The organism is Alsobacter sp. R-9, from assembly GCF_054612375.1.
The window spans coordinates 14324-35064 of sequence record NZ_JBTSWJ010000021.1 but is presented as its reverse complement, the minus strand read 5'-3'; the positions used below and the strand labels follow the sequence as shown (position 1 = coordinate 35064).

Below are 20741 nucleotides of genomic sequence, written 5' to 3'. Positions count from 1 at the left end.
TCACCTCAACTCGGCGTCGAAGAAGTCGGACAGGCGGTCCTGACCGCGCGCGAACACCCGGCGAAGGTTGAACTTCTGGGTGATCGTCACGGCGGACACGCCGACGAACAGCGGCTCGATGCCGGTCTTGAACTGGCGCCCGCCGAATTGCTTCCGCGCGCCGAACCCGCGCGAGCGGACGGCGAGCAGAGGCGCCTTGCCGGGCCTGTTGATGGAGACGAGCTGGTAGCCCGCCTGGGTGACCTTTCTGGGAGTCACCTTGCCGCCCGCGAACCGCCCGCCGAACCGCGTCGCGGACGGGAGCGGGAGCCAGAGGAACGGCTTCCCCGAGATCGTGGCGCCCTCTTCGAAGACGCCCGCATAGGGGATGCGGTGCCTGACGGCGAGCGCCGCCGTCAGGGAGGCCCCGCGCTCCGGGTAGACGCGCGCGGAGATGGCGCGCTGCCACCGGGGAGAGAACCCGGCAGCGGCGATCTCAGAGGCGCCCTCGACCTTGATCAGGTCGCCGGTCTTGCGCAGGGCGTTCGTCGCCGCGACCGCGATCGTCGTGCGGACGTCGCGGAAGACCTCGCGCGGCGTCTGTCCTTCGAAGGAGACGTCGATGCGGGTCATGGGAAGTCCTTCTGGAGGCGCGACATGGTCTTGTCGACCTCCTTCGGGTCACCTCGGGCGGCGAGCGCGCCCATCGCAAGCTGGAGGGCCATCGAGCGGCGCTCCTCGCGATCGACGAAATGGAGCCATGCGACGATCTGGCGGGGCGTGTAGCCCCAGACTAGATGCGGCGGCTGGTTCCCCGTTTGTATGAGCCGGGAGATGGCCGCGGCGAGGTCGTATCCGGCGCCGTAGCGCCACCCGACGCGACGGGCTGGACGTTCAGCGTCCTCCCCGCCAGCGCCTTGACCCGCTCCGCGAAAGGGCCGAACCCCGAGGGGAGCGTCGTGCGGATGATGGCCTCGAGGAAGTCCGCCTGGATCTCGATAGGGAGGCGGGCGGCAGCCTCCTCCTGCTCGGTCGAGCCGGGATGCCCGATGCCAGCGGCGATGATGGCCTTCACCGCCTCAGGCGCGGCCTTCAGGAGGGCCTCCGCGTCGACCGCGCCGCCGGTCATCAGCGTGCGGAGCTCGGGGAAGCGACGAAGGAGGACGGCGATCCCCTCTGCTGAGACGCCGTAGACGGTGACACCGCGAACCGTTTCGGTCGCGGGAGCGAGGTCGAGAAGACCTACCATGGTGACTTGCCCTTCATGATGATGACCCCCGGCGCGTTGATGCGCCGGGGGGAGCGGTCAGGAAGATCAGGTCGGGAGGATCGGCGTGATCGTGCCGAACGCGCCATCGACCGCCAGCACGTCGCCCGTGATCTCGATGCGCGCGATGTCGTCGCCCGAGATCAGGTTGATGCTGTTCGACGGGTTCAGGGAGACCGACAGGAGCTCCCATTCGAACTTGTTGCCGACCTCGTTCGTGCCGACGACGAGGATAGAGCCCTCGATGCTGTTCGACGCGAAGATGTTGACGGCGCCCGAGCCCGGGTAGTTCTCGTCGAGCGCCCAGAGGGCGAGGTTCGCCGCCGTGTGCTCCTCGAGCACCATGCGGATCGTCCCGCTCTTTTCCCTCACGATGACCTTGTCCTTGGTCTTCGTGCCGGTGCGGCTCGAGAAGTGCTCCAGCTTGTCGATGGACAGCGTCAGCTCGATTTCGGGCGCGTTGCCGAGGTCGACGTAGGAGCCCGTTCCCTCTTTCTTGAAGTACAGGATCGCCCGAAGGAGCGAGTAGTTGTCAGGAGAAGCCATGGCGTGGCCCTTTCAAAAGAAAAGGCCCGCCGATTGGCGGGCCTCGATGCGGGAAGCCCACCTAGCGGCAGGCGTCGACTAGGCGGCGACTAGAGGGTCGACGCCTTGAGCGGGTAGGTGAACGAGAACGCGACCGCCATCTCCCCGACCATCTGCCGCCCGTAGGCGAGCTGGGTCTGGCACCCGAGGTAGCGGATCCATCCGCCGTTCGTGACGAGTTCCGCCAGCGTCACATCCGTCAGGACCGCCTTGACGAGCTCAGCGCGCGCGGCGTTGAGCGCAGGCCCGACCGCCTCCGGGAGTCCGTCGAGCTTGATGATCATCTCGGGCGTCATGGCGATCCGGGTCATCCCGGACGGCGGCCGGCCGACTCCGATGTCCGTCTCGATCAGGGCCTCGTCACCGTCGAGGATCACCAGCGCCGGGGCGTCGATGTCCGAGATGTTGCGGGCGTTGCGGGTGACGGTCGTGACGAGCGCCATCCCCTCCCCGATCTCCACCAGGCGCTCGAGGATGTCCTCCCGGATGTCCGCCATGTCAGGCCTCCACCAGGAGGAGCATGATCTCGCCGTCCGCCTCGCCTCCCGGCGTCGGTAGGGGGCGCGTGTTCTCGACGCGGTAGGTCTTGCCGTTCATCTGGAGCGTCGAGCCCTTCAGGTCGGCGCGGGTCAGCCCCGCGTCCGCGAGGGCGGTCGTCAGGACGACCGCCGCCGGGACGACCGTCTCGATCTCGCCGTCGCGCGCAGGGAGCGCAACGCCCGACGTCTTGTCGATCATCGTCAGCGTCGCCGCGGAGGCGGACGTCGTCGGCGTGATCGTCGCGCTGACGCCGAAGGCGTTGTGCAGCGGCGTCAGGAGCGTCAAGGTCCAGTCCATCAGCGGCCTCCGTCTCGTGACCACGGCCGCACCGGCCCGCCGTAGCAGACGATCGACGCGCCGGGCGGCACGCCGCGCGTGCAATGCCTGCGGAACGACACGACGCGCCCGGGGAAGCGGTCCTGCCAGCGATCCATCGGCACCGGGGAGTGCCGCTGGATGAACCCCTGATCGCCCAGGTTGTCGGGCGTCTGGGGGAGGTTCATGAAGTCCCGCGCGTGGCCCCTGAACGTCTCGTAGAGCGGCGAGAGATCACAGTTCCACGCCATCAGGCCGCTCCCGATCCGCGTCCCCGTCTCCGTCCAGAAGTTCCGCAGGACCGTGAAGCGATGCCCGTCGACCAGGTCGTCGAGGGGTCCGACGATGTCCGTGTCGAGGTCCAGATACAGCACCCGACCGGACAGGACGCCCGGGCGGAACAACTCCAGCTTGGCCCACCACCTGGGCCAGTCGTGGCGCAAAAGGACGCAATTGACCTCCGGGATAGGCGTGTCGGCGAGACAGACGAAGCGGAAGGGCTGCTCGAGCCAGCGCCGCACGCCCTCCCGCAGGCGCACGACGTGGTGCGGCAGATACTCGCCGCCGGAGCGCAGGACGCACGCGACGGTCAGCATTCGACGGGGACCATCAGGTAGTTGGAACCGTCCAGGCGCGCGTGCTTCCGGTAACCCGGGAGCGCCGTCTTCACGGCCTCGAGGTCGTCGGGGTCCAGGACCTCGACGATGATGATCGGTCGGAACCGGGCGATGGTCTGGCGAGCGCCCAGGAGGACTAGGTGCTCGGCGCGCTCCGCGTCGATCTTGATCGCCACGAGGTCGTCGAACTCGAAGGAGTCGATCCGGTAGGTGCAGACCTCGGTGTTCTGGTATGCGACCCGCTTCCCGGGCGGCTCGACGAGCGACCCGCCGCTCGTGTGGGGGATGCGCGGGTTGAACTGGAAGATCGCCTTCCCGTCCCTATCGCTCGCGGCGCCGCGGATAAGGTCGACGAGGCCCGCGTCGCGCAGGCCGTTTGCGGCGATGTTCTCGGTCAGGCGCCGGGCGTTGCCGACATGGGGTTCGAAGGCCAGCACGCGGCACCCGTGCAGGGCTGCGCCGATGGCGTAGAGGCCCGTGTAGGCGCCGACGTCGATCATCTGGCCCTTGCGCTGCGCGAGCGCCGCCCAGACGGCGATGGACTCAGGTTCGAAGACGCCGTTGCGGGCGCAGACCCGGTCCTCGCGCTCGTCGAGCGCGACCGTCTTCTCCCCGACCCTGAAGTCCATGATCAGGCCCGCTTGCGGTAGTTGACGAGGCTGGCCTTCCGGTAGTCCCCGAACCAGTCGTTCGGGATGTAGCGCGAGGGCGGGTAGCCCGCCGCGATCGCCTCCTTCAGGGAGCGATCGAACAGCTCCTCGACGTCCCGGCGCGGGTGACGCCGCACGGTCCCGTCGAACCAGTGCTTCCGGCCCGCCGCCTCGAGGCGCGGCAGCGCGTGACGGAGGTGCGGCTGGCAGCTCATGTCCGTGTAGTGCAGCGCCTTGATCTCGCCGCCGAGGAGGTCGCGGACGTCCTCGCCGTCAAGGCAGTTCCACTGGCCCTTGAACGCGCCGACGATGGTCGGGTCGCGGAAGCGCTGACCGATCTGGGCGTGCGAGGCCGGGTTGTCGCGGATAGCGTCGATGGGCGGGAGGTGCGAGCGCGCCGCCGCGCAGTCCCAGAGCGAGACGCACATCCGCCAGGAGCCGGCCTTCGCGAGCACGGCCTTGCCGCCCATGTCCTGGTGCCAGAGCTCCGCGATGTCCGCCAGGAAGATGACGTCCGAGTCGGTGTAGATCGCGCGGCCCGTGTAGTTACAAAAGGCGGGGATCCCCCAGCGGTAGCCCGAGAACGGCGTCGCCCAGCGCTCCGTGTTCCACCCATGCCAGAACGACTGGTCGTCGTGCGTTTGGTGCATGTAGACGATCTCGACGGGCTCGCTGGCGCGCGCGCGGATCGAGAACTCGAGAACGGCGAGGCTTTCGGCGTCCTCCCCCGATGCGGCGCAACCGACGAACACGCGGATCATTCCATGGGTCTCCGAGTCTCGAGGTAGTGCAGGATCCTCGCCGCGACGCGCGCCCAGGAGTTCTGCATGGCGACATGGCGCGACTCCGCGATGTCGATCGCGTCGAGGATTTGCTGCCACGGGATGTCGCGCTTGTAGGTGACGTGCCTGACCGTCTTCAGGAGCGCGGGCGAGATGTAGCCCTCTGGGGCCACGACGAGCGCGCCGCAGAGGGCCGTCTCAAGGACCGAGAGGCCTACGCTTTCAGGGTGCGTCACCAGGAAGACGTGCGCCTGGGAGTATTCCGCCGCGATCCTCGCGAACGGGATGTGCTTCCGCGTGAACACGGCAGGCGCTAGCCTGTCAAAATTCACATTCTCGACCCCGCCGTCAACCATCCTGCGGACGGTTGCCCCCGGCCATCTTCCCCGCCAGAGGTCGCCGCGGACGAACGCCACGGTCTGTTCAGCGATCTCGAGCGAGTAGTCGACGCGCGGCCCTGCCCCGTAGTTCGGGTGGTCGATCAGGATGCGGAGCGTCTCGCCCTGTCGCGGGCCGAGGAGTTCCGAGTCGCCGGCCCAGCCCACGTGCACGTTGATACCGGCGGACGGGCGCTCGTCGTCGACGACGGTCAGCGTCACGTCGACGGGGTCCGCCGGCCGGTTGCGGTCGGCGATCTGCGCCAGTGTCCCCCGGATGCGGGAGGCCATGATCCACGCGATCTCCTGGGGAACTTTGCTCGCCCAGCGCCCCAGCGAGACGACGTGGTCGATCTCCTCGAGCGGGAGGCGGGCGTAGTGCGCCGGGTCCGTCTCGCGCTGGTCCTGGAAGACGACCTCGACGCCCCGGGCGCGGAACTCGCGGGCGAGGTAGAAGGACCAGACGCCGCCGAAGTCCTTGATGTCCTCGAGGCGATCAATCTCAGGTCCGACGATCAGGATCTTCACGCCTGCGGCTCCGCGATCTCGAGGGGCTGGCCGAACCGGAAAGCGCGGACGCGCGACTGGGGATTGCAGTTCACGACGTCGACGCCGCGCGCCTTCGCGGCGACGGCGAGCGTCCCGAACATCGCGGCCCAGCGCGGGTAGTCGCGGGCGCCGTAGCGCGAGCGCCAGTTGTAGCCCTCGTGCCAGTGGCCCGGCGTCGTCATGTCATAGCCCAGGAGCGCGACGCGGGCGGCGCCGCGCATCAGGGCCATCGAGAGGGCGGCATAGCCGCTGTTGTCGCCCGTCATGATGATCCACGGGAGGGGCGAGACGCCCGTCCCCTGCTTGCGCTGGAGGAACCGCCCGCGCACGCCCTCGGGGGGCTCATAGCCCTGCGGCACCGCGGCGACGAACTCGCCGCCCCAGTCGCGAAGGGCTTCGACCCGGTTGCGGATCCAGACGGTGTCGATGGAGAAGGCGACGTCCGCCCAAGGCGCCGCGAGGATCGCGTCATTGATGGCGACGACGATCCCCCGCCCCCGCAGGACCTGGAAGTCGAACCCCTTCAGGCTGGGACCGCCGCCGATCAGGTAGACCGTGCGGCCCGCCCAGTCAGCCTCGAGGCGTTCCATGGATCAGGACCGCGGGTATGCATCGGTGGGAACTGAGAACGAAGAGTCCGAGGTGTAGCGGGCCACACCTTTCGTGATGCGGAGTTCGTCGAGGTAGGCGTTGAGGCTGGCGTTATTCCAGTAAGTCCCCATGTCACCAACGGTGAAGTTGTAGTTTTGAACGACAGTCAGGTCGTCAGTAAACGAGCCCTTGCCCAGAAGGATACCGTCAATAAAGACGCGGAGCGTGCCGGACGAGCGAGAGAACGCTACGTGATACCAAGTTCCGGCAGACGGCGACCACGACAACTCGAGACTCGTCCCGAACGGCTTCGAAAACTTCAGGACACCAGACTCTTTGCGAATGCCCCAGCCCGCATAAGTGCCGTTCTCCCAGTTGCCCATCACCCAGCCGAAGTCAGCGGCGGCAGGGCGGACCCAGAACTCGATGGTGAAGTCCCCCGTCCCGAAGTTCGTGCCCGCCTTGTCCGACGACACGATGCGATCACCAGACCCGTCGAACAGGCCCGACGCGCCGCCGAACTTCGATTGTGCGGTCGAGATTTTCGCGTTGCCCTCTGCCGTCAGCGTCTTGGGCGACCCGCTCTCGTCGGTGAACGTGGTCGAGTTGTTCGTGCCGTTGAACCCGAGGAGCCACGTGACGCTGGAGAAGTAGGGATCGGTCGGTGCCTCGCTGACGTCCGTGATCGTGACGCTGATCGTCTGGTTCGTCGTCGCCGTCCCGTCCGTGACGGACACCTGGACCACGTAGACGTTGTTGGTGTCGGCGTCGGTCGGCGTCTCGTAGTCAGGCGCCGACGCGAAAGCCAGCGCTCCCGTCGAGGAGTTGATGGTGAACTTCCCGGAGTCGGCGCCCCCGGTAATCGACCAGGTCAGGGTCGAGCCCGTGTCAGAATCTGTCGCCGTCAGCGTCGCGACGGCGGTCGTGTTCTCCGCGACGGAGAAGGTCGACGCCGACGTGATGACCGGGGCGACGTTGTAGGCCGGCGAGAAGCCCGTTTCCAAGGCCTTCGACAGCTCGCTCGAGGCGACCTTCAGGGTCTTCGCATCGCCCACGTCGTAGAGGAACATGCACGGCTTGTAGGTGCCTGCGCTCGCCGTCGTCGCGGCCCCCGTGCCGCCGGCCGGCGAGCCCTGCCACGAGGAGCCCTTGCCGAACCAGACGGCGCCCGTAGCCGCGTTGAACGCGCAAAGGACCGTGTCGCCCGCCGTGAACGTGGGGTAGCCCGAGGCCACCTGGGAACCGTTCTTCCAGATCGTGCCGTCCGACTTGTAGAGGACGGAGAAGCCCGCGCTCCCGTCAGGGAAGGCGTCGGTCGGGACGGCGTCCGTCGCGATGCCGACCGCCGAGGTGTTCGCGCGGACGTCGATGGCAAATTCGAACTGGCTCTTTCCGGCGAGGGCGTTCTTGCCTTTTGCGCCCTTGGGGTTGCTGCCGCCGCCGATCTTCGTCGCGGTCTTGCCCTTGTTCGAAAGGACCAGCGTTCCGGTATCGTAGGCGCCCGGATCGATCGCGGCCGGCTCGAGGAACGAGACCGAGAAGGTCTCGTCGTAGGTGTTCGTCCCGTCGCTGGCGCGGATCGTGATGTTGCGGGACGCGCCGTCCGCGAAGGCCGCGGCCTTCTGGAGCTTCAGCGACGTTCCGGTGATCGTGAACGAGTCCGTCGTGTCCGTGACCTCGCTGAAGGTCAGGGAGTCGTTCTGGGGATCAGTGCCGCTGATCGTCGCGATGGTCGTCCCGGAGACCGTACCATCAGGGACATTGCCTCCGGCGAAGCCCGTGGCCCACGTCAGGGCGATGTCGGTCGGGGCCTCCGCGACGTTCGTCACGGTGACCGAGATCGTCTGGTCCGCCGTGGTCCCGTTCGACGTCGCCGTCGCGCGGACGGTGACGACGTAGACGTTGTCGGTGTTCGCGTCGTTCGGGGCCTCGTAGTCCTTCGTCCCGTTCGACGCCCAGCGCAGGGTCGACCCGGACAGCTCGAAGCGCGCCTGGTCCGCGCCGCCGACCAGCGACCACGTCGCCGATCGGCTCGCCGTCAGCGCGTGCGCGAGCGTCGCGTTCTCCTGGACGGAGACCGACGACGCCGAGGTGATCGTGATGGTCGCAGCCGCCTCGCGGCGCAGGCGAGCACGACGGCGGGAGGGAGCCCGGATCACCATTGCAGAGCCTCTTCGAACGAGATCTTCGGCCACCAGGGAAGGCGGGAGACGGGAGAGCAGTTGCGGACCTCGACCTTGAGGCGCGCGAGCGGCTCGACCATCGGGGCCATGAACTTCATCTGGTCGTCCCAGCACCCGGGCCGCTGGGGCCACGGATGCGGCGCGTGATGGTGCGTCGCGCCGTCAGGCGCGGCCTGCATGTCTGCGCCGACGAGGACGATCTTCCGGGCGCCGCGCAGGACGACGAAGTTGATAGTCGCCTGCAGAGAGGTCCGGCCCATCACGACGCCGTCCCGGTTCAGCGAGAGGCCGATCGAGACGTCATAGCGGCGGCACTTGCGGACCTTGTCGCTTGCGACCGAGGCGACCGTCCAGATCTCGCCGGGGAAGGCGACGAGGTCTCGACGGTTGTGGGTGAACCACCTGGCGTCCCCGAAGAACAGGGCGTCCGCGAACGGTACGCGGAGAAAGCTGGAGTTGACGACGACGACGCGCCGGCCGCGCAGGCGCTCGACGTCCACTTCACGCACAGAAGGGCCTCCGGCCACGACGAAGACCGTCGCAGCCGGAGGCCAGTCGTTCGGGATGACCGTGAAGGTCATCGGCCCTGATCAGGTGTTGCGGGCCTGATAGAGCGCGCCCGGCATCGTGCAGATGGGGAGCGGGTAGGCGTAGAGCTCGACGTCCACCCAGTGGTTACGATGGAGGTCGCGAACGAGCTGGGAGTAGTAGGGCTGGCCCAGCGTGTTCACGAAGTCGAGCGACTCGCCCGGCGACATGGCCCACTGGAAGATGCCCGCGCCGACCGGGAAGAACTTCGCCTTCGTGGCGCCGATGGCGACGGTCGAGCCGTCGTCAGTGCCACGGTAGTTCACGAACTCAATTCCGCCGAAGCGGAACGACTCCCACGCGACGTTCTTCGCCAGGTCCTGCGCCGCGGCGTAGCCGAGGTAGATGTCGCGGACCTCGGGATGGGCGATGAGCTGGTCCCAGAAAGTGTCGCCGCAGAGCGCGACGATCTTCTGGGGCATCTTGCCCTTGAGGGCCCGCGTGATCGAACGAACCGCCGCCGTGCACTTCTGGCGGAGAACGCCGGAAGCCGGCGAGGCGTTGTCGAGATCGAAGTCGACCTCGGTCGGGATGGAGACGCCGAACTCCGTCGCCCAGTTGTAGATGGTCGAGCCATCCGAGTCCGTGACGACGCCCTGGACGCAACCGAGCCGGAGGTTCTCCAGCGTGAGCTGCATGTTGGCCATCATTTTGACCTGGCGTCGGGCGACCTCCTCCGCGACCGTCTTGAGCTCCGAATCCGATCCGAACGCGCGGATGTTCTGGAGCTCGTGTGCGGTGATACGAGAGGCGTCGGCCAGACGCACGGTCTGGAAGGCGCGCGCCGAGCGAGCGTCGCCGCCCGTCTGGTGCGGCGCAGAACCGCGCGGCGAGGTGGGGAGCACCTCCGGCGCGTAGCTGCGCTCCTCGACCCAGACGACCTCGGTGCGGACCGGGGCCGGCTCGAAAAGACCTTCCATCCCGCCGAGGAGGCTCGGGACGTGGTCCATCTTGTCGAGGGCGGTCGTGAGCTCCACTGCCGAGAAGGCATTGGAGTTGAAGACGTCCATGCTGATCATGGCATTGCCTTTCGCGCAAAAGAAAAAAGGCGCCCGGTCAGGGCGCCTAGGTTCGGGGGTCAGCGAGTGGTCTGATCAGGCGATCAGCGCAGCACGATCGCCGGGTTCAGGAGGGCGAGGTCGGCCAGCAGGAGCGTTCGCGTACCGGCCGGGAAGGTCAGGTCGTCCTCCCGGACCTCAGCGCCGCGCGCCAGGTACGTGATCTCCTTCGCGCCGCTCGATGCGTCCACAGCGTCGAGCGCGAACCCGATGCAGTTCGAGTCCGTCGCACCCGACCAGGCGACGAGGTTCCCGCCCGAGAGCATCAGCGCCTGACCGGCGGCGACGTCCTGACCGGAAGCGAGCGTCCCGACCTCGTAGCTGTAGAAGCCGAGGTCCGAGACGATAAAGGCGGCGCGGTGCGTGCCTTCCGTGAGAGCAGCCATTGTCGTGACTCCGTTCTGTTGGGGTGCTGGCGCCCTCAGCCCTTGCGGGGCTTCAGGGCGTTCATCCGGCGCGACATGTCAGCGACCGCATCGGCCATGACCGACTTGGACTTCGCATTGGGGAGAGGCGCCTGCGGGTCGACCGCGGGCGCCGGGGTGATCTCGTCGAACAGGGCCGCGCGGGCCTGCTCGATGGTCATGTCCTTCGCGACCGCCTCCGCGGCGGTCAGCTTCACCGGGCCCTTCGTACGGGTGGCCCGGGCGATGGCGTCGCGGATCTTGTCGATCTCCGCGGCGCGGGCCTTCGCGGCCTTCATCGTCCCGCCCTTGGCGAGGAACTTGCGGATCTGGCCGGCATTCATGCCGAAGGAGGCGCATAGCGCGGCGACGGCGGGGACGTCCTCCTCCTCGTCGTCTTCCGTGACCTCGACCTCGACGGTCTCGGCGGTGACCTCCTCGTCCTCGGACGCGACGACCTCCTCGTCTTCGGAGGCCGTGACCTCCTCCTCAGTCTCAGCGGTCACCTCCTCGTCGGTCTCCATCGCCGGATCCTCGGTCTTCGTCGGATCCTCCATGGTCGGTTCGTCCTTCTTCGGCGCATCCGCCATCGTCGACTCCTTGTCAGGGGTTGAGGCGGCGGATGCCGCCAGTTGCAGCGCACGAGGGCGCCAGCCCTTCGCGCTCGCCAGCGCCACGAGGCGCTGCGGGGCGCGGGCGTACATCGCGTAGGCGAACGGGGCGGGCTCGTCGGTGGAGGGCTTCGCGTCGTAGATCGCGTCCGCCAGTCCGAGGTCGACCGCCTCGTCGGCGGTCAGCCACGTCTCGGCGCGCATCATGTCGCGCATCTCCTCGACGCTCTTGCCGGTGCGCTCGGCGTAGACCGCCGCGTAGGCGTCGCCCATCGCGTCGAGCGCCTTGATCGTCAGCTCGTGGTCCGCGACCGTGCCGTAGGTCATGGTCGCGACGTCGTGGATCATCATGACGGCGCCCGGCGCGATCGAGACCGTGTCGCCCGCCGCCGCGATCAGGCTCGCCGCGCTGGCGGCGATCCCCTCGACGATGACGTGGACGGCGCCGCGATGCTGCGACAGGGCCGCGTGGATGGCTGCCCCCTCCGTCGCGATGCCGCCGCCCGAGTTCAGGCGGATCGTCACCGGGCGGTCGCGGCCGACCTCCGCGAGCGCCTGGACGATGTCCGAGCTCGCGAACCCCGGGGGATCCCAGAAGGAGTCGCCAGAGGCAACGCCGCCGACCATGCCGGAGAGGTGGATCTCTCCGTCCTGGATGATGACTGACATGTAGGCCTCGCGGTGTTCAGCGGCGCAGACGCAGGACGTTCTGCGGCTGGGCGCCGGGATCGCCGGGGTTGTCGGCGGGAGTGCCGTCGACCTCGTTGGGGAGGACGGTCTCGGGGTTCGTCACCCGCCCGTCCGTTGTCAGGCGGAGGCCGAGTTCGTCGGCGCGGGCGTTGTCGGCAGCGATCTCGGCGTCGACCTTCACTGCGTCCTCACCCAGTTCGGAGACGAGCGCCGAGCGGCTGGTAAAGCCCGCCTGGACGCTCTCCCTCATCGCCTGGATGTCCTGGACGGGGTTGATGTAGTCCCAGCGAGGAGGCGTCCAGGTGGGGGCCTCGTCGGGGGCGCTCGAGGCGTCGATCGCGCCGCCCAGAACCGCGAGGTCGACCCAGCGCCGCCAGACCGGGCGGCAGAACTGGTAGACCATGATCTGGTGCTGCCACATCCCGCAGCGGCGGCGGAACTCCATCATCGCCGCGCGCCAGGTCCGGTCGTTCACCTGGGAGTAGTCCCCGACGAGCTGCTCGTAGAGGATGCCCATGGCGGCGGCGATCGAGCGGTGCTGCGCCCGCATGAACGTTTCGTACTGCCCGCCGACGTCGCTGGGCTGGGCGAACTCCACATCTTCACCAGGCAACAAGGTCTGCATCGTCGAGGGCTCGAGCGAGACCTCGCCTACGCCATCGGCGCCGGCCTGCGCGCCGTCGCCCCAGATCTCCTGCATCTCCTCGAGGCTGAACCCGCCCTCGGGCGACGGGCGCCGCACGAACCCGACGAACAGCGCCGACGTCCGCTTGCGCTGGAGTTCGGCCTCGTCGTAGCCCTCGACGTCCGCGATGCGGGCGAGAACGCGGGCGAGCCACGGCTCGCCGCGAATCTGCCCCGGGCGGCGCGGGTCGAAGACGTGGATGATCTCGGACGCAGGGATGCGGACGGGCTCCCACTGGGCCGCGTCCGCGTCGATCTGCATCTCGCCCGGGTGCCGCGGGTAGACCCAGTAGGCCACGCGGCGCGAGCGGACGTTGCGGTCAAACTCGATGCCCTGCCGGATGATGCCGCCACCCTCCGTCGTGCGGTTCCAGTCGAGCGGCACGAACTCGGGCTCGAGGATCTCGAGCTGGAAGGGAACGGACAGGCCATCCTGCGGGTAGCGCGGGCGCAGGCGGATGAAGCATTCGCCGCCCTCGACGACGGAGCGCATCACCTGGGTCTGGAGACCGTAGAAATCGAGCATCCCGCCCGCGTCCGCCTCATCGGTCCAGCGCAGCCAGAGAGAGGCGATTGCGTCGTCCGTGATCTTCGGCTTGATGCCGGTTCCAACGACGTTGCTGACGATGCGGTCGATCGCGGAGGCGGCGAGCGCGTTCTTGCGGACGAGGTCGCGCGACTGGTCGCGCAGGATGTCCGCCGTGTAGTCGAGCGCCGCGTTAGGCCCGAACTTGCCAGGGCGCCAGCGCGCCGAACGCGGACCCCAACCGGTCGTCTTGTAGGGAGACCCGCCGCTCGAGGAGAGGCCAAGGTTCGGCATCTCCGCGCGGATAAACCGCGCCAGGCGTCCGAGGAATCCCGCCATCACCAGCCGTCCTTCGGGTAGACGCGAACCGAGCGGTAGCGCCGAACGCTGTTGGCCTGATCGATCTGCGCATCGAGAAGGGCGAGCGCGCGCTCCATCTCCTCGAGACTGCGGTAGGTCGTCAGGGACTCGCCGTGGCGGATCGTCAGGACGCCGCTCGCCATGGCGGCGAGGAGCGCGTCCCGGCGCGCCTGCAGCGTGTCGAGCGATGCTGCCATCGGCGTCTCCGGGATGTGCGATTCGTTAGCCGAACAGCGAGCGCTGCCGGCCGGGGAGGCGCCGCCGAGCCTGTTGGAAGGCCCGGAACTCAGCCTCGCGCTCGTGGCGCGAGACGCGGCCTGTCGTCAGTTCGGCGTGACACGGCTTGCAGATCAGCCAGACATGGTCAGGGTCGGCGCGGCTGTTCTGGTAGAAGTGGTCGTACTCCGCGAAGGGCGAGCGACTGCCGTCATCACAGATCACGCTCGCCGTCCGGCAATTCGGGCATTTGCCGCCCATAAGCCGGGTCGCGTCGTTGAGCTCAGCCCTCGTCGTCGACGAAATGTTCTTCCGCCGATTGTTGACGACCTGGAACTTCAGCGCCTGAAGGTCGTCGTGAATGACGTCCACCCGCTTCTCGATCCGACCGATCTGATCGTCCTGCGCGGCGAAGCGGACGGTCAGCGGGGCGACGACCTCGCGCATGGCCTCGCGAACAGCGAGGACCAGTCGATGATCCTCGACGGCGCCTGACTTGAGCGCCGCCTCCATCGCTTCGAAAGTTTCGATGTAAAGGACTTTGATGTCCATCGCCTTCGGGCCGGTCCAGCCCATGACGAGGAGCATGAAGCCCTGGCGGGTGATGTCAAAGGCGCGACGGGTCTCCCCCTTGGGGTCGACGTAGGTCGTCTCAATGAACCAATTCAACGCGCTCAGATTTGAGCGCGTTGAACGGATCGCCTCAATGTCGCGGAGCACGTTCTTGTGCTCCTTCCCGAACTTCTCCGCGACGTCGCGGGAGTTGACGACCGGGACGCCCTCGTGCGTGCGGATGCGCAGCGCCTGGCACTGCTCAGTCAGGTTGACCATGGGTTGTTCCTGAGAGGGCGTTTCAGGGCGGGCCGAAATCGGAACGGGCATTCCCGCGACCGGGTTACGCGGACTTTCCCCGGTCCTGTCGTCCAACTCGTCCGGGAGAGCTGGCGGCCCTTTGCCCGAACTCCCCCGCCAGAGGGCCGCCCGAAACGCAAAAGGGCGGCCACGAGGAGCCGCCCTTCTCATGCACCAATCCGGCGCAACTTGGCATTTACCACATTCGGGCCCAGACGCAAAAGATCAATGTTGGCGTCATGCAAAGCGCGATCGAGTTGCTCGCCTGACGAAGAGCGGCCGCTGTGGAACGGGTTGCGTTGCTGGTGCAGCGGCCACGACCTCTTGCGTCACTTCGACTTCATCGACGGTCATCTCTACTGCCTGGCGCTCGGCGGTAGCGGCCCGCCGGATCTCGCGCTGCCACACCACGTTGAGTGAGAGAAGCGCCGCATAGGCATAGACGCGGCAGTCCAGAGCCTCATTCCGGCTGGTCGACTGCTTCTGCCAGACACGAACGGGAAAGCCCTTCTGGTAGCGGGTGACGACCTTCTCGGCCGTGAGCTGCTCGAACCATTGGCGCTCGCGGTCGCGCGGGAAGTGGCAGAATCCCGCACCGGGCTCTGACAGACGCAGTCGGGCGTAGACGCTGTCCTTCGCGGCATCCACCCCGACGATGAAGACGTTCACCTTGCCCTTGGCCTTCGTCGCGCGCTTGGGCCAGACCGGGCGGCCCGCCCCAGACACGCCCTTCACCGCGTGGACCCGCCGACCCGTTCTCGTCTTGACGAACTCGTAAACCGCCTGTGTCCGGTAGCCCGAGTCGATCGCCGTTGCACCGACCGTGACCGACCGGCCGTCCCCGGTCTTCGTGGGGGTCAGCAGATAGCCGTCCAGTTCGGCCCATGGCTGCTGCGACGCCGTGTCCCCGTAGATGATCCGGTGCTCAAGGGACCAGCTCTCCTCCCCCACCCCCCAGCCGACCCGCTCGACCTCGATGCGGTCCTCCTGGATGTCGACTCCGCACGTCACGACGAGCACGCGGTCAGGCGCAAGCGGGCCCCAGTGCTCGGCGCGGGACATCAGCGAACCCTCGTCAACCTGTTCGCCGGCGTCCTCCCACGTTTCCCCGAGACTGGTATTCACCCAAGCCTTGAGCGTCTCCGCCGAACGCTTGGCTGCCAGAAACGCTACCGCCATGTCGGACGGCGAGGACCATGGCGAGTAGAGTTCGGACAGGTGGAAGCCGACGATCCGCGCATCCGGCACGCCCGCGATCCACTTCCCCCAGCGGATGGCGGCACGCCGCTCCGCATCCGTCCAGGCGGCGCCGCACTCCTCGCAGTGGTAAAGCGCCTCTTCGGGCCGGCCCTCCGGCCAGCGGACCTGCCCCCACTTGAGCCACTGGTAAGTCTGGCAATGCGGACACGGCACATGATAGCGGCGCTGGTCCGAGCGCTCCCACTCCGCCTCGACCCGCGAAATGCCCTTGATCGTCGGCGTCGAGACAACAACAACTCGCCGCGTCCAGAAGGTCGTCGTGCGCTTGATCGCCAGCGAGAGCGGATCGCCCTCCGTCCCGGCGCTCGCCGGGTAGCGGTCGACCTCGTCCGCGAGCACGACGCGAATAGGTCGGGAGGCGAGGCTCGAGGGGCTGTTCGCCCCGACAACCGTGATGTGGCCCCCGGGGAATTTCTTGTGGAGCAGCGTATTTCCCGAGTCGCGTGCCCGGGGGTCGGCAATCAGGCTCGTAAGCGCCGGCGTGTCCCGCACCATCGGCGCTAGGCGATCCTTCGACCATGTCTCGGCCATCTCGAGGGTGGGCTGGAGGACGAGGATCGGCGCCGGGTCCTGGCAGACGTGGTAGCCCGCCACGTTGTTCAGAATCTCGGTCTTCCCCACCTGGGAGCTCGTCATGACGACGACGTAGGGATGCTCGCTGATCGCATCCATGATGCCGCGCTGGTACTCGGCGCGATGCGTCATCCACTGACCCGGCTCGGCGCTCGACTCGCTGGAAAGTCTCCGGAAGCCGTCCGCCCATTGCGAGATGGTCAGCTTGGGTGGCGGCCGAAGGCTTCTTTGCCCCTTGCCTCTTGCGTTGACCAGGACCAGAGGCGTTGGGCCCTGCCCGGAATCGGGCCCGGTCGTTTCGAGGTCGTCGAGCCAGCCAATCAGCTGCAGGTGCGCCAGGCTGTTCGCCTCAAGCGCCTGCAGCGCTTCAGCGATGACATCCCTGACCGCCTTGCGGCCGGCCTCCGCGGACCCGGCGTCCGGCATGAGTATGGCTGCTCGATGGGCGAGACCGAGAAGTCCAGCCCGAAGAACAGCCGCACGGCCCGTCCAAGCAGCTTCGACATCGCGTACTGGGACTCGCTCGCCCACCGTGACGGCGCGCTCCAACTCTAGCCGCTCGGCCTGGGCTTCCAGCTTCGCCGTTGTCAGGTCTGCAGGACCTGCAGCCGAGAGGTCACGCTGCTCTGCCGGCGGTTCATCCGCTGGCACGACAACGTCCTCGGCGATGCGGTGCAGGCATGCGTGTACTTCGCTCTCCAGCAGCCGAAAGGCTTCCGGTACCGGAAGTCCGGCGGCGGCCTCGCCGGCCTTGAGGATTGGCGCCAGCTGCGCAACGAACCGCTGGCTCATATCCATCCACGTTGTAGCCGCGATGCTGGCAGGCACGCTGGCGGCCGCGGCCAGACGTGCCTCATCGATGGCCAGCACGGTCTCTGCCCGAAGCTTGCGGACGCGAGCGTCCTGCAGGGCGTCGGCCGCGTTTTTCCCACGGGTGACGCTGCGAGCCAGCACCTCGTCGGCGCGGGCCACATCGATGCTGCCGTCCTCGTAGATCGCAGACCGCAGCAATCCAGACTTGATCGCTGTCCGGATGGCCGCCTCCGAGACCGCATTGCGCCGGGCATACGCCCGCAACGACATACCCTGCTTGGGAGCTTTCATGTCGACTCGCCGATCTCATCAACAAAATTCATAGATCACCGCCGATCCATGCATCAAAGGAATGAATGAGTGGGCTCTGGCGCTAGGGAAGGGTCGCGACCTCCGCCCACCCGCATTACTTTTGGCTTCCAGGGGCCCCCAGCAGCCCTGCCAGCGGCCGATATCGTGTCTTGGCCACGGGGGCGGCCCGCATCATCGTCGGCCCTCTGCGGCCCTCTGAGCGACTTCCTCGACATCATCATCCCCGCCCTCCCCTGCGCAGCAGGCGGTCGATCGCGTCTAGGCCAGCGACGAGTGCCACGAACTCCTCGTGCGTCTCGTGTCGAGTGTCGTCGCAGCAGACCCGGGTGACGATGCGATGCCGCGGCGAACCGATGCCGAGGTTGAGCTGGAGCAGGTTGAACCGTTCGATGGCCCGCTGCTTTCGCCGGATCGTCTCGGGGTCGTCGTCCTCCCTCCCCGCCGAACGAACGGACAGCAGGTCGATGGCACAAGGCGAGCGGCGCGGCAGGGAAAGAGCGGCGTCGGCGTCCGCCCTGGCGTGGGCATAGTGGCAGCCCGCTTCGTACTGGCGCTCGGTGATCCTGTTCGTGCGCACCAGGAGACCGAGGGGCGTCCCCAGCTTGCCGTCGAGAGCTGCGGCACGCAGCGCGATCATCTGGCGTTGGAGGTGGCCGATCTCGCGGTTGCGCTGGAGCTGCCCGTTCTGTTCGCGGGGGCCGATCTTGCGGGGTCTTGCCATGCTGCCGGTCCTCTTTGTGGGGAGCGGTCTGCACGGTCCTTCGTGGCGTGTGGACGGTGGCTGATTTGGGCGGCTCGGGCAAGCCTTCCGGTCGGTTGGCGGTTGGCGGCGTTCGTTTACATAAAAGCCCCTGTAGACCCTTCTTTTTATGCCCAACCCATAACCGAACACCGCCAACCGCCAACCGATATTTAAGTTTATGTAATATATAATAAAAATGATGATTCTAGTAGAGGTGCCAACCGAACGGTTGGCGGGTGCCAACCGATCGCGGTTGGCGGTGCCAACCGAACGGTCGGCGGTGCGGTTGGCGGAAAAGAAAAACCCGGCTCTAAGCCGGGTTTCTGGGGATCTCATACCAAACAGTTGGAGTTCCTCCCGCAGGTGGGATGGTCTTCGTCGTGGTGATCTCGCCGGCCTCGATCAGGTTCTTGATCATGTCGGTCAGATCGCGCGGCCGCACAGCGCCCTTGAGGGACCGCTGCAGCTCCCGGTGGCTCAGGCGCCCTCCCTTCCGGGCCAGCAGGCGCATGATGCGGTTGGAGAAGCTCTGCGTCTGGTTCTCGGCGATGTAGCCCTTGGCGGCCTTTGCCATGGCCGCGGCGGACCATAGGGCAAGCTCGGCGCCCCATGTGATGTCGTCCGCCTCGATCGCCGGCTTGGTACCGGCGCGGCCGACAGCGACAATCGTGGCGAGCCTGACGGACATTTCGACGGTGCGGGCGTAGTAGGACTCGATTTCCTCGTCGGAGCTAAGGCGCTCGACCTCGGCGCTCAAGTCCATGAACAGGCGTTCGGCGCGGTTGTCGGCCCAAGGGATCGCCCGCGGCGGCGGCGAGTCTCCCACGATGGGCCGGGCCAGCTCGGAGGAAGATAGCCGGTTCGTGTCCATGTAGAGGGCGGCGAGCTGGCGCGCGATGGCGTCGGGAACCTTGAGTGGGTCGAGCCTGGGCGTCGTGTCGATCGACCGCTTCGCCGAGGTAAGCATAAGGAACCGGTTCAAGAACCCGTTGACGACGTCACCGCCATCAAGTGCCTCGAAGAACTCCCCGGGTGTCGAAACGCCATAGATCGACATGGCCGGGAACCAGATCTCGGTCATGGGCTTCGATCCCCATTCCGGGGTGGTCATCGTCTTGAAGCTCGCGCCCCAGACCGTGCGCAGCATCTTCGTGACCGACTTCTCATATGGGCTCGCGCGGTGGTGGGAGAGCCGCTTGAAGAACGCGCCGATCTCGTCCATGGGGCAGACCGAAAGCGGGGAGCGCTGCAGGAAGTTGATCATCGCCGGCATGGAGATGAACTCGTCGGGCCCGATGAGCTGCCCGGCGTTGGCGGCCTTCATGAGCTGCATGACCTGGCGCAGCGGGTGATCCTTGCCGGCGCCGGACGGCGCCAGAGCGACCACATAGAGATGCGTGCCCGACAGGGTCGGGCCGGCCGTGCGCCGCCCCATGAGCGTGCCGAGAACAGTGATCGCAGCGCCCAACGCAAGCGTTCGGTTGGGGCGGCGGGCAGTGGCGACGATCCAATCCGCAACCTCGCCGAGGAGCCCAGGGACGCGGGCCAGGTGCTCGGGCAGCTCGTCGTCTGCAGTCGGCGCGGCCGGAGTTGGCAGCGCGGGGGGCTCCGGCTCGGGCATCGGTGGCGGCGGAAGCGATAGCTCGCCCCAGTCCTCACTCATGCCCAGGCGGCGCGATAGCCACCCGAACGTCGTGTCGAGATCCCAGTTCGCCGCGGCCATGATCAGGTCCAGCGGCGTGTACGTCACGTCGGTCCCGAAGTCCTTGATTCCGGTCGTGCTGATGCCGAGGTTGGGCGAGCGGTCGTTCAGGGCTCGGCCAGACGATGAGGCGCGCCACCACGCGACAGCCTGATAGCCTGATGCCGTCCTCTTCAGCTTGGGCAGCGGCAGGGCTGGGACCCACTCATCCAGATTAGCCATGGCCGCATCGTTCAGAACGCGCCAGGCGTTGGCCTCCCCGTCCGACAGAGGCGCGGATCGCGGCAGAACGCGCGGCCGCACTTCCTCGACGCCCTCCATGAACTCGAGGGTGTCGATAAACTTGTCGAGCATGTCCTCGGTAAGCGCCGGCAGCTCAGTCGCGGGCGTGTTCAGCAAGGTCCGCTCGGTCTGCCACTCGTAGGGCTTGCCGGTCTGCGGGTGGATGGAGGGCGGCACGACGGTCTGGCGCGTGTTCGTGCCCGTGAGGATCTCGCAGATAACGGCGCCAGCTCGCTTGAACTTGCGGCCCTTGGTTCCGATCGGGGCAAGGTAGAACCCGGTGTAGCCACGCCGACCGCGCTTGCGCACGGGCGACGGCGGAATCGAGCTTTCCATGGTCTCGATCAGGTCCGACTGGTCGGTGTCGAAGTCGATGGCGACGACTTCATGAGTGGCCGTGATGCGGGTGCCGAGAACGATGGAAACGTTGGCCCGATCCCAGGTCGACCAAAGCCGCAGAATAAATTCTTGAGGGCGCTGGTCCTTGAATTTGGTCCAGTTGTTCATGAGACGCCAGCCGCCGCCATTGAACTCGCCGGGGGCCTTGTCGTGCGGCAGGATCGGGATGGGATGATAGCCCTGTGCGAGGAGCTGGACCGCAACCGAGGCGAAGGGCGTGGACTGCGTCATGTG

General features: G+C 67.2%; 21 protein-coding genes. All 21 read right to left on the bottom strand.

What is annotated here, in order from left to right:
- The 21 genes from ACX9GQ_RS23560 to ACX9GQ_RS23460 all read right to left on the bottom strand — a co-directional run bounded on the left by ACX9GQ_RS23560 (position 1) and on the right by ACX9GQ_RS23460 (position 20738).
- Positions 1 to 612 (bottom strand): DUF6441 family protein, encoded by a 612-nt coding sequence (locus ACX9GQ_RS23560; protein ID WP_459632056.1) that lies wholly within the window; start codon positions 610 to 612, stop codon positions 1 to 3.
- 160 nt (positions 613 to 772) lie between these two features.
- Entirely contained in the window at positions 773 to 1228 is a 456-nt protein-coding gene (locus ACX9GQ_RS23555; RefSeq protein WP_459632055.1) for a phage pre-tape measure protein, read from the bottom strand.
- A 66-nt stretch (positions 1229 to 1294) separates the two neighbouring features.
- The gene (locus ACX9GQ_RS23550; RefSeq protein ID WP_459632054.1) at positions 1295 to 1792 is read right to left on the bottom strand and encodes a hypothetical protein; all 498 of its coding nucleotides are present in this window, start codon (positions 1790 to 1792) and stop codon (positions 1295 to 1297) included.
- A gap of 89 nt (positions 1793 to 1881) precedes the next feature.
- Positions 1882 to 2328, bottom strand: a complete 447-nt coding sequence (locus tag ACX9GQ_RS23545) for a hypothetical protein (RefSeq protein ID WP_459632053.1) — start codon at positions 2326 to 2328, stop codon at positions 1882 to 1884.
- 1 nt (position 2329) lies between these two features.
- Positions 2330 to 2668, bottom strand: a complete 339-nt coding sequence (locus tag ACX9GQ_RS23540; protein ID WP_459632052.1) for a head-tail joining protein — start codon at positions 2666 to 2668, stop codon at positions 2330 to 2332.
- The gene (locus tag ACX9GQ_RS23535) at positions 2668 to 3282 is read right to left on the bottom strand and encodes a hypothetical protein (protein ID WP_459632051.1); all 615 of its coding nucleotides are present in this window, start codon (positions 3280 to 3282) and stop codon (positions 2668 to 2670) included. Before ACX9GQ_RS23535 ends, ACX9GQ_RS23540 begins: the two co-directional genes overlap by 1 nt.
- A complete protein-coding gene (locus tag ACX9GQ_RS23530) occupies positions 3276 to 3932 on the bottom strand; it encodes an FkbM family methyltransferase (RefSeq protein ID WP_459632050.1) in 657 nt (218 codons plus the stop codon). Before ACX9GQ_RS23530 ends, ACX9GQ_RS23535 begins: the two co-directional genes overlap by 7 nt.
- A gap of 2 nt (positions 3933 to 3934) precedes the next feature.
- Positions 3935 to 4714 carry a hypothetical protein gene (locus ACX9GQ_RS23525; RefSeq protein ID WP_459632049.1) on the bottom strand — a complete coding sequence of 260 codons (780 nt, stop codon included), beginning with the start codon at positions 4712 to 4714 and terminating at the stop codon, positions 3935 to 3937.
- Positions 4711 to 5640, bottom strand: coding sequence for a hypothetical protein (locus ACX9GQ_RS23520; protein ID WP_459632048.1), 930 nt, complete (start codon positions 5638 to 5640; stop codon positions 4711 to 4713). Before ACX9GQ_RS23520 ends, ACX9GQ_RS23525 begins: the two co-directional genes overlap by 4 nt.
- Positions 5637 to 6251 carry a hypothetical protein gene (locus tag ACX9GQ_RS23515; protein ID WP_459632047.1) on the bottom strand — a complete coding sequence of 205 codons (615 nt, stop codon included), beginning with the start codon at positions 6249 to 6251 and terminating at the stop codon, positions 5637 to 5639. The genes ACX9GQ_RS23520 and ACX9GQ_RS23515 overlap by 4 nt, the downstream gene beginning before the upstream one ends.
- 3 nt (positions 6252 to 6254) lie before the next feature.
- Entirely contained in the window at positions 6255 to 8414 is a 2160-nt protein-coding gene (locus tag ACX9GQ_RS23510) for a LamG-like jellyroll fold domain-containing protein (protein WP_459632046.1), read from the bottom strand.
- Positions 8408 to 9016 (bottom strand): hypothetical protein, encoded by a 609-nt coding sequence (locus tag ACX9GQ_RS23505; protein WP_459632045.1) that lies wholly within the window; start codon positions 9014 to 9016, stop codon positions 8408 to 8410. Before ACX9GQ_RS23505 ends, ACX9GQ_RS23510 begins: the two co-directional genes overlap by 7 nt.
- A 9-nt stretch (positions 9017 to 9025) precedes the next feature.
- Complete coding sequence (locus ACX9GQ_RS23500) at positions 9026 to 10042, bottom strand: major capsid protein (RefSeq protein WP_459632044.1); 1017 nt, start codon at positions 10040 to 10042, stop codon at positions 9026 to 9028.
- A gap of 83 nt (positions 10043 to 10125) precedes the next feature.
- On the bottom strand, positions 10126 to 10467 hold the full coding sequence (locus tag ACX9GQ_RS23495; RefSeq protein WP_459632043.1) for a head decoration protein: 342 nt from the start codon (positions 10465 to 10467) through the stop codon (positions 10126 to 10128).
- A gap of 35 nt (positions 10468 to 10502) precedes the next feature.
- Positions 10503 to 11765 carry a head maturation protease, ClpP-related gene (locus ACX9GQ_RS23490; protein ID WP_459632042.1) on the bottom strand — a complete coding sequence of 421 codons (1263 nt, stop codon included), beginning with the start codon at positions 11763 to 11765 and terminating at the stop codon, positions 10503 to 10505.
- A 16-nt stretch (positions 11766 to 11781) separates the two neighbouring features.
- Complete coding sequence (locus ACX9GQ_RS23485; RefSeq protein ID WP_459632041.1) at positions 11782 to 13335, bottom strand: phage portal protein; 1554 nt, start codon at positions 13333 to 13335, stop codon at positions 11782 to 11784.
- The gene (locus tag ACX9GQ_RS23480) at positions 13335 to 13553 is read right to left on the bottom strand and encodes a phage head-tail joining protein (protein ID WP_459632040.1); all 219 of its coding nucleotides are present in this window, start codon (positions 13551 to 13553) and stop codon (positions 13335 to 13337) included. Before ACX9GQ_RS23480 ends, ACX9GQ_RS23485 begins: the two co-directional genes overlap by 1 nt.
- Before the next feature lie 25 nt (positions 13554 to 13578).
- Positions 13579 to 14403, bottom strand: a complete 825-nt coding sequence (locus tag ACX9GQ_RS23475; protein WP_459632039.1) for a Rha family transcriptional regulator — start codon at positions 14401 to 14403, stop codon at positions 13579 to 13581.
- Positions 14404 to 14661: 258 nt separating this feature from the next.
- Positions 14662 to 17361 carry a terminase gpA endonuclease subunit gene (locus ACX9GQ_RS23470; RefSeq protein ID WP_459632038.1) on the bottom strand — a complete coding sequence of 900 codons (2700 nt, stop codon included), beginning with the start codon at positions 17359 to 17361 and terminating at the stop codon, positions 14662 to 14664.
- Positions 17362 to 17599: 238 nt separating this feature from the next.
- A complete protein-coding gene (locus tag ACX9GQ_RS23465; RefSeq protein ID WP_459632037.1) occupies positions 17600 to 18103 on the bottom strand; it encodes a hypothetical protein in 504 nt (167 codons plus the stop codon).
- 331 nt (positions 18104 to 18434) lie between these two features.
- Positions 18435 to 20738: a bifunctional DNA primase/polymerase gene (locus tag ACX9GQ_RS23460; RefSeq protein ID WP_459632036.1), complete on the bottom strand. Its 2304-nt coding sequence runs from the start codon at positions 20736 to 20738 to the stop codon at positions 18435 to 18437.
- Between the last annotated feature and the right edge of the window lie 3 nt (positions 20739 to 20741).